Genomic DNA, 13141 nt, shown 5'->3' on the forward strand with positions numbered 1-13141 from the left:
ATGAAGCGAGCCCGCAAGCGAGGAAGTGGCACGCAGGATCTCGACGCAGAGATCGACGCCCTCTACGCCCTCTCGCCGGTGGCGTTCACCGCCGCCCGCAACGCGCTGGGAGCGCGCTTGCGCGGGGAAGGCCACAAGACGGAGGCGACCAAGGTCAAGGGCCTCAAGCGGCCCGGCCCCACCGCCTTCGGCGTGAACCTCCTTCACCGGCAGCGCCACGACGATCTTGAGGCGCTGCTCGAAGCCGGGGACGAGGCGCGCGCCGCCCAGCTCTCCGCCCTCAAGGGTGAGCACGTGGAGGATCTGCGCGCAGCCCTGGACGCCCGCAACAAGGCGGTCACGGACGCGACGCACCTCGCGGCAGAGCTGATGCGGGAGGCCAAGGTTTCCGTGAGCGCGGCGGTGGAGGATCGCCTCCGCCGCACCCTGCAGGCGCTCGCCGACAGTCCGAACGGGCGTGATCTCCTGGCGGGGGGACGGCTGCTCACGGACGTGGATCCGCCTGGTCTGTCGGTGCTGATGGGGCTGGAGGCGGCGCTGCCGACGCGCCCACGCCGCGCGGGTGACCGGGATCGGGAGCTTCGCAAGAAGCAGGTCGAGCAGCAGAAGGCCACCGCGCGCAAGCTCGCCGAGGCCAAGGCCCGTCGAGAGCAGCATGCGGAGGAAGACCGGGAGCGCGCCGAGGCGAAAGCGCGGGCACGCGCCGAAGCCGATGAGGCCCAGACCAAGGAAGAGGCGGCGCAGGCGCGGGCGCGCAGGAAGGCCGAGGCCGACAAGACGCGTAGCGAGAAGGAGGTCGAGCAGCAACGGAAGCGCCGCGAGGCCGAGCAGCGGCGCAAGCAGCAGACCGCGGAAGCGAAGGCGCGCAAGCACCAGCAGGTCGAGGAGACCCGGCAGATCGCAGCCCTGCGCCGGCGCGTGAAGGCCGCCGAAGGTGACGCCGCCGAGGCGCGGCGCGCGCAGACTGAGGCCGAGAGGGCCGCGGCGCGCGCCCGCAAGGAGGCCGAGCGGACCGCCCGCCTCGCGGAGAAGGCCGAGCAGGGCGCCCGCAAGGCAGAGGCGAAGGCCACGAAGGTCGAGGAGGATCTCGCCGACCTCGAGCGGGAGCTGCGTGACGCCCTGCGGTGAGCGCTTCGGGTCACCCCGCCGAGGAAATCAGGGGAGCGGCTCTCGGGATCGTAGGGAACCACGCGGTCCCTGATCTACGGTACGCACCACCGTGACCGGAACGCGCATCGCCACCGGGCTCGCCCTCGGCGCTTACTTCCTCGCACTCCTCGGCGTCGGAGCCCTCGCGGCCCGGCGCATGAAGAGCTTCCGCGACTACATCACCGGCGGGGGCAGCATCCCCGCCTGGATGCTCGCGGTGTCCTTCATGGCCAACTTCGTCAGCGCGAACTCCTTCGTGGGGCACGCCGCGAAGAGCTACGAGGTGGGCCCCGCGTTCTGCCTGGTCGGCGCGTTCCTGGTCGCCGCGTGCGCCCTGTCGTTCCACGTGTTCGCCCCGCGCTTCGCCGACTTCGCGCGCGAGCACGGCACCACCACCCTGCCCGACTTCTTCGAGCGCCGCTTCGGCTCCCGCCCCCTCGCGGTGCTCGTGCACTGGGTGGTGGTGGCCGCCACGCTGATCTACATCCTCGCCGTGGTGCGCAGCACCGCGCTCGTCGCCGCCGCGGGCCTCGGCCTCGGCTACCCCACCGCGCTCGGCCTCATCTACGTGATCACCGTCGCGTACTGCGTGCTCGGAGGCCTGTGGGCCGACGTGTTCACCGACGTCATCCAGAGCGTGGTGCTCGTCGGCGGCGCGATCGCGCTCTTCGTGGCGGTGCTCGTCGCCTCTCCCGATCCTGCGGCCGGCCCCCCGCCTCCCCTGCGCCCCATGCCGCTCGGCGCGCTGCTCGCCATTGGCCTGAGCGGCTCCGTCAAGCTCCTCGTCGACCCCAAGCAGGTCCTCGTCTTCTTCGCCTTCGGGGATGGCCAGGCCGCGCGGCGCTTCCGCTGGCTGGCGCCGCTGTCGCTGCTCCTCGTCCTCGGGTGCCTCTTTCCCGTGGGCTACCTCGCGCGCGGCCTCACCCCTGCCCCCTCCGAGGTCGACGCGCTCGTGCCGACCCTGGTCTTCGAGCACCACCTCCTCGGAGCGGGTTTCGGCGTCCTCTTCTTCATCGCCATCTTCGCGGCGTCCATGTCCTCTCTCGACTCGGCGCTCCTCGTCGTCGCCTCGTGCCTGGAAAAGCACGTCGCGGCGCCGCTCGCGCGCACCGCGCCCAGCGCGACGCGCGCCAGGGTGCTGCTCCTCGCGGTATCCACCGTGGTGCTCCTGATGTCGTTCTGGCCCCTGGGTGGCGTGGTCGAACTCGCGACGCTCTCGGGGGCCCTGCTCGGCGCGGCGCTCCTGCCGACCATCTGCGTGGGCCTCACCAGGCTGGAGGTCCCCGCCTCGGCCGCGCTCGCGTCGGTCCTCGCGGGCCTCGTCGGTGCGCTGGGTGGCAAGCTGCTCCCGGCCGCGCTGGGCATCCGGTCCCCCTGGCTGCAGGACGTGTTCGTGGGAATCGCCGCTTCCACGCTGGTGCTCATCCCGTGGCTCCTGACGCGGCCGCGCGCGGCGTGAGCCTCGCGGCGCGCCCCGGCCTGCGCCGGGGTCACACTGCCAGCGCCGCGCCGCCCAGCATCGTGCGGCGCTCTGCGATCCATCGCTGCGCCTCGGCCTCGTCGGGCAGGAAGACCACCGGGTGGTTGTGCGCCCCCGTGAAGAGCTGGAGCGCGCCCGTGACCAGCGTGGACAGGATCCGCGCCTGGAAGCTGGCGTTGTAGATCACCGTGCCCCGCATGGGGATGTCGATCCCGGCGCAGAGCGCCTTCCTCGCGTCCGCGTTGATGCTGCCGAGCCGCGACACGTCGGCCATCACCAGCACGTAGCCATGCGCCTCGGCCGCGAGGCGGTACTGGGCGAGCATGCGGAGCACGTCGTCGGCCGAGATGTCGCCCTCGATCACCAGCCTGACCACATCCGACGTTTCGAGCACGATGGTGTGGCGCCCGATCGGCACCCTGGACCGCGGCGCCACCTCCAGCTCCGAGATCTCTGGTGGTGGTGTGAGACGCCTGATGGATGTCTTGAGCATGCAGCCTCCCCTCGGGGAACGAGGCCTGCAGCCGGTGCACGCCAGAGCGCTGCTCTCGTCCACGGCTCATGCCGCGCCGCGAGCCACCAGCCGTCCGCAGTGCTGCGGACATCCCCACCTCCCCGGGTCGAGAATATCACGAGGTCCAGGCCCGTGAACCACGTCGCGCAGGGAACCTGCCCGTCACGGATCGTCAGGGTGCGGAAGCCCCCGGCACGGCGCCGCTGTACTCGGGACGGCAAAGGACGCGCAGGAAGCCGGTGGGCAGCGGGATGTACGGCGGGTGCGGGGCCGCGTGGGCCTCGGTCATCTGCTCCAGCATCGACTGCCCCCAGGTCGCCGTGAACCCTGTGTCCGTCGCATACACCGGATCGGAGAGCGCCTCGTCGAGCGAGACCCACCGCACCCCCTCCTTCTCGTACGCGGTGAGGAGCCGGTCCATGGCCCGCGCGTCGAACGCGCCCACGTGAAGGAGCAGCACGTGCTTGATGGGTCGACCGTAAGTCTGCCTGGCCGTCGCGTCGGACCACTGGAGGGACGCTCGCCCGTAGTTCACGAAGGCCCGCTCCAGCACCTTGATCGCCTCCTCGTCGCGGCGCTCCATGCAGCGCGTGTAGGGCTCGTTCCACGCCCAGTCGGCAAAGTCGATGGTCACCTGCGCGATGCGGTAGCCGTGACCCGCGAGGTGGGCCCGGATGGCGTTGCGGCTCGGCAGGTCGTGGCCCTCCTTCAGGAACGGATACCGGAACACCTTCCATGTCCGCTCGTCGGCCTTGCCCATCAGCGCGCGCAGGAGCGGCTCGTTGCGATCGATCTCGCCGAGGTAGGCGTCGAGGCCGATCTGCTCCAGGTGCGGATGGCTGTAGGTGTGATTTCCGAGGGGATGTCCCGCAGCGACCCAGGCTTCGAGCGCCGCGCGATCCTCCGGGTGCTCGGCCAGCTTCGCCGCGTTGAGGAAGCCGTACACCTGGGGCACGGCGTGCGCGCGAAACACCTTGAGGAACTCCTGATGGATCGCGAGGCGGGTGACGCCCGCGGGCACGGGACCGTGGGCGGGCAGGTCGTCGACCGTCACTGCCACCTCGATCGGACCTGCGCTCCCTGGCCTCGCGGCCGCTCGACTCACGGCCAGCGCCTGGTTCGCCGACCGGGGCGCCACGGGTGCGGCGGTGGTGACGGGCGTCACCGCCACCGGAGGGGGCCCTGACGCCTGACCCGGCGCCACCGCGTCGCCCGGCCCTGGAGCGCCGCAGGCAGCGACGGCGAGCAGCGCCACGTGAAAGATGCTCCCGGAGCGGCTGGACGGCATGGCCCCCTCTCGCTCCATACGCCCTGGCGTGCAAGGCGAGCCTGCGCGGGCATGCCGGCGTCCGGTTCGGGAACACGACAGGCCCCTCCGGCGTCACAGTCTCACCGCCATGTCTTCCCGCCGCTCCCTCGCCGCGACCTCCTCACTCCTCGCCGCGCTGCTCGCCGGCATCGTGGGGTGGTCCTGGTCGCACCTCCTCGCCTCCCCGGCCGTCGGCCATGCCAGCCTTTCCCACCGCCTCACCGCCGCCACCTTCGCCGCAGCCATCTTCGCCTTCGTGGGCTGGGCCCTTGCACCGACGGCCCCCACCGACGACGGCAGGCCCCCGCGGCCTTCCCCGCTCCTCCTCGTCGTGCTCGTCCTCACCGGAGGCGCCCTCACCGGCGCCCTCACCGCCTCCATCCACCAGGACGACATCCTGTCCTCCATGTTCCTGGGCATCCTCGGCGCAGGCTTGCTCCTCCTCCCGGTCGCCGGGCTCGTGGTGACGCTGCGGCGCGCCATCCAGGTGCGCCGCGGCTCGGTGGTCGCCAGGGCGGAGGGGCGCGCCGCCCTCGCGCTCCTCGCTGCGGTCCTCGGGTGCAGCACCACCCTCCTCGCCCCGGACTGGCCTGCAATCCTGGCTGGCCTGGCCGTCTCGACGCCTCCCGTCTTCGCGCTGATGGTGGTGTCCGCGGCGCTCGTCGTCGGCGTCCTCCTCGCCGACCTCTGCGCCCTCGCGCGCGTGCAGCACCTGGCTTCCGCGGGCGACGTGCCCGAAGGCTCCCCGGGAGCACCGCTGGCCAGGATCAGGGGCGACATCGACCTCGGCGTGGGCGACGCGATCGCCGCGCACCACGGGCCAGGGACCGCTTACCGGGGCGGCGGCCGCCTCCTCGTGCGCGTGGCCGGCGATCCTGACCAGGCGGCGCTCGCGCTGGGACGCTGCATCCGCCGGGGCGCCTTCCTGGTCGCGCTCCTCGAAGCGGTGGCCTTCCTGCACGGCGCCGTGCGCAGCCTCGATCTCGCGGCCGACCTCGGCGCCGAGCGCTGCGAGCACGGCGACGTGCACGCCTGCCGCGAGGCGGCGCTCCTCGCGGAGCGCGCCGGCAGACCCCTCCCCCTCGCGGCGGGGCTCCACGAGCGCGCCTGCAACCATGGCGAGGAACAGAGTTGCCTCGCCGTCAGCCTGATCCAGCGGCGCGCCTCGGCGCCCTGACGAGGCACGCTCACTTCGGGACGGGGACCTCCGAGCCGATCTCGCCGGCCGGCAGGACGCGGATCGTCACGTGGCTCGGGTGCGCCCCGTCGCGGTGCACCCGGTGCGTCGCCTGCACGAAGTCGAGCTCATCGGCCTCGAAGATGTTCGGTACGAACGACTGCGGGTTGCGGTCGATGAACGGGAACCACGTGCTCTGGACGTGGACCATGATCCGGTGTCCCTTCTTGAAGGTGTGCATCTGGTCCCACAGCGTGAAGCGCACCCGCGTCACCGTGTCGGGCTCGAACGGCGCCGGCTGCGCGTAGCTCTCCCGGAACCGCCCCCGGAACGCCTCTGCGCGCACCAGCCGGTGGTAACCGCCGAGGTCTTTGCCCCCGTCTGGCGTCTCGCCGACCTTGCCGGGGTGGACGTCGATCACCTTCACGACCCAGTCGGCGTCGGTGCCGGTCGTGGAGACCCACAGCTCAGCCTCCACCGGCCCAGCCAGGGTCAGGTCCTCCTCCAGTGGCTCGGTCTGGTACACGAGCACATCGGGGCGCCGGCTCGCGAAGCGCTGATCCTCGACCATGTACTTCTTCGCCCAGCCTGCCGTGACCTCCTCGGTGTACGGCACGGGCTTCGCCGGGTCGCTCACGTAGCTGTCGAAGGCGTCCCCCTTCCCCGTCGGCGCCGTGAACGCGAGGCGTCCCCCCTCCTGCATGTAGAGCGTCAGCTCCTTTGCCTCGACGGGAGGCCAGGCGTTGAAGCCGCGCCAGCGGTTGCTGCCCGTCTCGAACACCAGTGCTTCCGGCAAATTCGGCGGCGGCCCGCCCTGGAGGTGGTGACGGAAGAACGGCCACTCCACGTGCTCCCGGAAGTACTCGGAGGTGTTCTGCCCGAAATCGATGTCCCCCATGCTCTGGAACGAGGGCGACCTCCAGCCGCCGTGAGACCAGGGGCCGAGCACCACGGAGTTCTGGAGACCCGGGTTCTCGCGCTCCGTCGTGGCGTACGTCTTGAGGGGCCCGTAGAGATCCTCGGTGTCGTACCACCCCCCGACGGTGAGCACCGCGGGGCGCACGTCGTGCAGGTGCGGCAGGATGGATCGCTCCTGCCAGAAGGCGTCGTAGTTCGGGTGGGCGACGATCTCGTTCCAGAAGGCGATGCGGTCCTGGAAGAGGAGATCGTTCACGTTCCGCAGCGAGCCGAGATCCAGGAAGAACTGGTAGCCATCGGGGGTGCCGTGCTCGAAGGGCTCTGGCCACTCCTTGACCAGCCCCTCGCGTGCCTGCCCGAACGTGGCGAAGAAGTTGAACGCGAGCGGCAGCACGAAGGCGCCGTGCCGGTGCATGTCGTCCCAGAACCAGTCGGCAATGGGCGCCTGGGGTGAGACGGCCTTGAGCGCCGGGTGCGCGTCGATCATGGCCATCGAGGTGTAGAAGCCCGGATACGAGACACCCAACTGACCGACCCGGCCGTTGTGGCCCTCGACGTTGGCGAGGAGCCAGGCGATGGTGTCCCAGGTGTCGGTGCTCTCGTCCACCTCGCCAGCCGCCTTCCCGGCCCGGTGAGGCCGCACGTTGACGAACTCGCCCTCCGACATGAAGCGGCCCCGCACGTCCTGCGCGACGAAGATGAAGCCCTCCCGCACGAACGCCTCGCTCGGCCCGAGCCCTCTCTCGGGGAACTTGTCCTCGCCATACGGCTTCACGCTGTAGGGGGTGCGCTGCATCAGGATCGGAGAGGGCCCCTTCGGATCACGCGGCGTGTAGATGGCCGTGAACAGCGTCACCCCATCGCGCATGGGGATGCGCACCTCGCGCTTGCGGTAGTGCTCCTCGACGTAGCGAAGCCGCTCGCGCTGGGCCTCTGCCTCGGGGTCGGACGGCGCCGCATCACGGCCGCAACCCGAGACGTCGGCCGCGAGCAGGGCGGAGAGCGCGAGGAGGACACAGCGCAGCGCGGTTCGCATGGGCCCGCGAGCATAGTAGGCTCGGGGCATGTCCGGCGGCCTGATGCTGACCGACGGGGGTGCCGGGGGCGCTGCGCGCTGCGTGCGCTGCGGCGCCGAGGCGGCAGGTCCTTGCGCGCGCTGCGAGGCGCCGGTGTGTGGAGACTGCTGCGTGCTCACCGAGGGAGGCGCGCGGGTGTGGGCGATCTGTCTACGCTGCGACGCCCGCGGCGGACGCTCTCTCAGGGGAGGGTGGTGGATGGTGATCTCCTGGATCGCGCTCCCCATCCTCGCCCTGGCGGCGGCGGTGGCGCTCCTGGAGTGGCTCACCCGCAGGTGACCCCACGGAACCAGGCCCCTCCAGGCTGCTGAAGCATCCGACGATCTCAGTGGCGCCACGTGGGCGCTCGCCGCTCACCCCTCTACCGCGTGCCCTCTCCGGAGGAGGCTCTCCAGCACGTCGAGGAACGCGATCGGGTCCACCGGCTTCGGCACGTGCATGTCGAACCCTGCCCGCAGCGCCCGCGCCTCGTCCTCCCTCCGCGTGTACGCCGTCAGCGCCACCGCCAGGGTAAGGCCACCGTCCTCGGGCGGGAGCGCGCGCACCTTCCGGATCAGCATGTAGCCATCCTCGCCCGGCATGGCGATGTCGGCCACGAGCAGGTCGGGGCGCGTCCGCTCCACCGCCGCGAACGCCTCGGCCGCGCTGCCGGCAGCGACCACCCGCGCGCCGCAGCGCTCCAGGATCTCGACCAGCACCTCGCGGGCGTCCGCCTCGTCGTCCACGACCACCACGCTCTTGCCGTGCAGCGCGGGAGGGCGCTCCACGTCGGGCGCCGCGGACGCAGGCAGCCCCGCGAGCGCCTCCGCTTCCGCCTGCCGCGCCTTCACGAACGGCAGCCGCACCACGAACGTCGATCCCTGCCCTTCCCCTTCGCTGAGCGCCTGGATCGTGCCTCCGTGCAGCTCCACCAGGCTCTTCACGATCGCCAGGCCGAGCCCGAGCCCCCCGTGGGCGCGCGTCGTGCTCCCCTCCGCCTGCCGGAAGCGCTCGAAGACGTGCGGCAGGAACTCCGGCGAGATCCCTCGCCCGTCGTCCTTCACCTCCACCGCCGCGAACGCCTCGTCCCGCCCGATCCGGACCTCCACGTGCCCGCGCTGGGCGGTGAACTTGATGGCGTTGCTGAGCAGGTTCCAGATCACCTGCTGCAGGCGCGCCGGGTCTCCCAGGATCACCGTCGCGCCGCTCCCGAGCGACGGCGTGAGGGTGATCTGCTTGGCCTCCGCGGCGGGCCGCACCGTCTCCAGCACCGCCTCCACCACCGTGCCCAGGTCGAGCGGGCTCGCCTCCAGGCGGAGCTTGCCGCTCACGACCCGGGAGATGTCGAGCAGATCCTCGATGAGCTGCGTCTGCGCCCGCGCGTTGCGCTCCACCGTCTCCAGCGCCCGCTCCTGCCGCTCCGCGGGCAGGCGGGTCGTGCGCAGGATCCGCGTCCACCCCAGGATCGCGTTGAGCGGCGTGCGCAGCTCGTGGCTCACCGTGGCCAGGAACTGATCCTTCAGCTCACTGGCCTCCTCGGCCGCGGCGCGCGCCTGCTCCGCCCGCGCGAGCAGCAGGTTCCGCTCGGCCTCGTGCTGCTGCTGCTCGCGCAGATGCTCCTCCGCGAGCGCCTCGCTCCGGCTGCGCGCGAGCACCCGCTCCGTGACGTCGATGAAGACGGCGATGATCCCGTCGATCTCCCCCGCCTCGTTGCGCATCGGCTGACAGACCAGATCGGCGTACACCGTGGCGCGGGTGCTGCCGTCGCGGACCGGAAGATCCAGGTGTATCTCCGTGCGGGAGAGGGGCTCGCCGGTCCTGTACACTTGATCCAGGTCCTCGACGACCCCCTGCACCGCCGACCCCTGCACGATCTGCCCCACCGTCTTGCCGATGAGGTCCAGGCCCTGGAAGGGGCTCGCCACCAGCGGGTTCGCCAGCTCGTAGACATGGTCCGGACCGCGCAGCATCGCGATCGCCACCGGCGCCTGCTCGAACACCTGCGCGAGCCGCAGGCGCTGCCTCTCCGCCTCCCTGAACAGGCGCGCGTTGTCGATGGCGAGCGCCGCCCGCTCCGCAATGGCTTCGAGGAAGACCACGTCCTCGGGGCTGTAGTCGCGGCCCGAGGTGCTCATCGCCGCGGTGAGATACCCGAGCTGCCGGTCGCGCACGCACAGGGGTGCGAAGAGGATCGCCTTCACGCCCACCTCGCGCGTCGCCACGACGTACGGGTCGTCCGCGGGCAGCCCCGCGAGCACCTCCCGGTCGTAGTCGGCGAAGTACCGCACCCTCCCCGTCCTCAGCGTGTCCTCGATGATGGGCAGCAGCCCGACCGGGACCGGCATCCGCCGCGCCCTCCGGACCGCCGCGCCCTGTCCATCCGTCGCGGCGTCTGTGAGGCGCTGGATCCGGCCTTCCTCATCGAGGATGCTCACCGCGCTGGCGTCCGCGAAGGCGGGCACGATCAGCCGCGAGAGCGCCTGGAGCCGGCTCTCGTAATCCAGCGAGTCCCCCATGACCACGGACACCTTCGCGAGGAGCGCGAAGCGGTCCCGGGTGGCCTTCACCTCCTCCGAGAGCCGCACCCCCTCCCCCTCGGCCGCGGCGAGCGCGCTCCCCGCCTGCTCCCCGAGCACCACCGCGAGCTCGTCGAGCGCGGCGTGCACGAGCGCGCCCCCTCCCCCCTCCAGCGGGATCCCCCCCCGGGCGCAGCCGCCGCACAGGATCGCGCGCAGGTGCCCGATCTCGCGCAGCGCAGCCGCGAGCCCCTCCCCGCCAGCGCCCACGCGCTCGCCGCGCTCGACATCGCCGCGCTCGACGTTACTGACGCGCGCGATCTGACGGCCTCGCCGCGCGGCCTCTTCCTCATCCTCCGGGCACCCCTCGAGCGCCCCACGGAGCTGGTCGAGGAGGCCCCCGATCCGCCCACCCAGCGCCGGCCCCCCCTGCCCCTTCGCCTCGGGCGCACCTGCGGCGTCCACGACCCGCTGCGTCCATGCCGCCAGGAGCACGTCGCGCTCCGCGTGCAGAAATGCCGCGAGACGACGTGTCGGAGAAGAGCCAGGATCGAGCGGGACGATCATCCGGTGCGACTCAGTGGCGCTGCATCCGGAGAGCGGTCACGGAGAGCCGTCACGGAGACGCAGGGCTCGAACAACGACTCCAGGGAACCACCGCGGAGCGTGACGTTACTCCGCGGCCGGGGGCGACACCACCCCTGGACGCATGCCGCTCTCGTGACCTAGACTCCCGCCCGCTGGCCGGGAATTTCGAGGAGGGCGAGATCATGCCGACAGGCAAGGACGACAGCAGAGCCAGCGCCGGCGGCGCCCCCCCAGAACAGGCACGCAGCGGATGATCCTCCACCCTGGCACCCTCTTCCACGAGCGCTACCGCATCGTTCGATCCATCCAGGTCGGCGGCATGGGCGCCGTGTATGAGGTGCTGGACGAGAAGACCGACAGCGGCCGTGCCCTCAAGGTGCTCCTCCCCGGCACCCTCCAGAGCGCCGACCTCCGCGCCCGCTTCGAGCGCGAGGCCAAGATCACCGGCGGCATCGAGAGCAACCACGTCGTCCGCACCCTCGACGCTGGCTTCGACGACAGCACGAACGCCCCCTTCCTGGTCATGGAGCTGCTCCGCGGCGAGGAGCTCGGCGCCCTCGTCACCCGGCAGGGCCGCCTCTCCCCGAGCGAGGCGCTGCTCTTCCTGCGCCAGGCCGCGCTCGGCCTCGACAAGGTGCACGCCGCCGGCATCGTCCACCGCGACCTCAAGCTCGGCAACCTCTACGTCGTCACCCAGGACGACGGCACGCCCTGCCTCAAGATCATCGACTTCGGCGTCGCCAAGGCGATGGCCCCCGTCGGCGGCGAGGCCGGCCGCACGCGCCCCCTCGGCACGCCGCTGTTCATGGCTCCCGAGCAGATCCGCGGCGACGGCCGCATCGGCCCCACCGCCGACGTCTTCGCCCTCGCCCACGTCGCCTACGTGCTCCTCACCGGAGAGCCCTACTGGACCGAGGAGGCCGACGAGGCCGGCTCCATCCACGGCTTCATCCTCGCCATCATCCAGGGCGCCACCGATCCGCCGACCTCCCGCGCCCTCCGCCGCCAGGGCGTCACCCTCCCCGCCGCCTTCGACGCCTGGTTCTTCCGCGCCACCGCCACCCGCCCCGAGGACCGCTTCACCCGCGCGAGCGAGACGGTCGCGGCGCTCGCCGAGGTGTTCGGCCTCCCTGGCGGCGTCCGCATGCCGAGCGCCCCGGCCTGGCCCACCCCCCCGAACGCCCCCGCCGCGTCGCCCTCCCTGACCACGCCCCTCTCCATCTCCGCGCCCCTGCTCTCGCCCGCGCCCCCGCACGCCTCCCCCCTCCCACGTCCCCCTTCATCCCAGATCTCTCCCGTTACCGGCGCGGTTGCCATCAGCACCTCGGCCCTCGTCCACGAGTCCCAGGCCGTCCCCGCGAAGTCGAAGGGCCCCCTCCGGCTCGCCCTCGCCGCTGGCGCCGCCCTGCTCGTGCTCGTCCCCGCAGCTTTCTTCCTCTTCGGGCGTGGAACCGACCCTGATCCCGCGCACGGCACCGGCACCCCTGCCACGGCGGATCCTGCCGCCGCTGCATCGAGGACCGATCTCTCCCCGAGCATCGCGCCCTCTCCCACGCCGAACGTCGCCAGCCCCACCGGTGCCGTCGCGACCCCGGACCCTTCCGCGAGCGCGGCTGCGAGCGCGGCTGCGAGCACGGCTGCGACCGTACCTCGCCCCCCCACATCCAAGACCTCGGCGCCGCCCCGACCGCGGCCCTCCACCTACCATCCCGGCATCGACTGATCCCTAGATGACGACCTCGCCCTTCTCCCCACCGGCAGCTTCCCGCACCTCTCCTCGCCGGGTGACCCTGGCAAGCGTGGCGGCCCTCGCCTTCGCCCTCATCGCTACCCCCGCGCAGCCCGCGCACGCGGACGCCAGCGACACCCAGCGCCGCGCCACCAGCCAGACCCTGTACAACGAAGCCGTCGCCGAGATGGAACGCGGCGACATCGCCAGCGCCTGTCCCAAGCTCGAAGAGGTGGTGCGGCTCGAACCCTCGGGCCTCGGCGCCAAGATCACCCTCGCCCGCTGCTACGAGAAATCCGGCCGTCTCGCCAGCGCCTGGGCCATGTACGCCGCGACCGAGGAGGGGGGCCTCCGCGAGAAGCGCGCCGACCGCTGGCGCCCCGCCCGGCAGCGCAAGGAAGCCCTCGAACCGAAGCTCGCCCGCCTCACCCTCAACGTCGACGACGCCGTGAAGGACCTCCCGGGCCTCACCATCGAGCGTGACGGCATCCCCGTCGGCTCCGGCCAGTGGGCCGTCGCCGTCCCTGTCGACCGCGGCAAGCACGTCATCCGCGCCACGGCCACCGGCAAGGAGCCCTGGGAGCGCACCATCGAGATCAAGGAAGACGGCGAGCGCGCCGAGCTCCGTGTCGACGCACTCCGCGACGCGCCCGAGAGCCCGGCCGACAAGCCGGCGCCGCCCCCCACCCCCACCCCCACCACGCCC

At 72.0% G+C, this 13141-nt stretch carries 9 protein-coding genes and 1 pseudogene; 6 read left to right on the top strand and 4 right to left on the bottom strand.

All coding sequences use genetic code 11. The features are described from left to right. Together CAP_RS45915 and CAP_RS31250 are read left to right on the top strand one after the other, a co-directional pair. Positions 1-1128 (top strand): hypothetical protein, encoded by a 1128-nt coding sequence (locus CAP_RS45915; protein ID WP_052376378.1) that lies wholly within the window; start codon positions 1-3, stop codon positions 1126-1128. Between the two features lie 91 nt (positions 1129-1219). Next, entirely contained in the window at positions 1220-2608 is a 1389-nt protein-coding gene (locus CAP_RS31250; RefSeq protein ID WP_044247503.1) for a sodium:solute symporter family protein, read from the top strand. Between the two features lie 31 nt (positions 2609-2639). Here the strand turns inward: CAP_RS31250 and CAP_RS31255 are convergent, their stop codons facing one another. Continuing rightward, the gene (locus tag CAP_RS31255) at positions 2640-3122 is read right to left on the bottom strand and encodes an STAS/SEC14 domain-containing protein (protein ID WP_044247505.1); all 483 of its coding nucleotides are present in this window, start codon (positions 3120-3122) and stop codon (positions 2640-2642) included. A 193-nt stretch (positions 3123-3315) separates the two neighbouring features. Continuing rightward, positions 3316-4431 (bottom strand): polysaccharide deacetylase family protein, encoded by a 1116-nt coding sequence (locus tag CAP_RS31260; RefSeq protein ID WP_052376379.1) that lies wholly within the window; start codon positions 4429-4431, stop codon positions 3316-3318. 109 nt (positions 4432-4540) lie between these two features. Between CAP_RS31260 and CAP_RS31265 the strand changes: the two genes are divergently transcribed. Beyond that, positions 4541-5629: a hypothetical protein gene (locus CAP_RS31265; RefSeq protein ID WP_044247507.1), complete on the top strand. Its 1089-nt coding sequence runs from the start codon at positions 4541-4543 to the stop codon at positions 5627-5629. Between the two features lie 10 nt (positions 5630-5639). Here CAP_RS31265 and CAP_RS31270 read toward each other — a convergent pair whose 3' ends face one another. After that, positions 5640-7583, bottom strand: a complete 1944-nt coding sequence (locus tag CAP_RS31270) for a CocE/NonD family hydrolase (protein ID WP_044247509.1) — start codon at positions 7581-7583, stop codon at positions 5640-5642. Positions 7584-7611: 28 nt separating this feature from the next. On the opposite strand from CAP_RS31270, the gene CAP_RS31275 reads away from it, so the two are divergent. Beyond that, positions 7612-7902: a hypothetical protein gene (locus tag CAP_RS31275; RefSeq protein ID WP_044247510.1), complete on the top strand. Its 291-nt coding sequence runs from the start codon at positions 7612-7614 to the stop codon at positions 7900-7902. A gap of 74 nt (positions 7903-7976) precedes the next feature. Here the strand turns inward: CAP_RS31275 and CAP_RS45920 are convergent, their stop codons facing one another. Then, positions 7977-10685: a hybrid sensor histidine kinase/response regulator gene (locus CAP_RS45920; RefSeq protein ID WP_052376380.1), complete on the bottom strand. Its 2709-nt coding sequence runs from the start codon at positions 10683-10685 to the stop codon at positions 7977-7979. Positions 10686-10956: 271 nt separating this feature from the next. On the opposite strand from CAP_RS45920, the gene CAP_RS31285 reads away from it, so the two are divergent. Together CAP_RS31285 and CAP_RS31290 are read left to right on the top strand one after the other, a co-directional pair. Further along, positions 10957-12429, top strand: coding sequence for a serine/threonine-protein kinase (locus CAP_RS31285; protein ID WP_044247511.1), 1473 nt, complete (start codon positions 10957-10959; stop codon positions 12427-12429). Between the two features lie 7 nt (positions 12430-12436). After that, positions 12437-13141 (top strand): annotated as a pseudogene (locus CAP_RS31290) (hypothetical protein); the annotation flags it as partial.

It is taken from the genome of Chondromyces apiculatus DSM 436, assembly GCF_000601485.1.
GTDB classification, from domain to species: domain Bacteria; phylum Myxococcota_A; class Polyangia; order Polyangiales; family Polyangiaceae; genus Chondromyces; species Chondromyces apiculatus.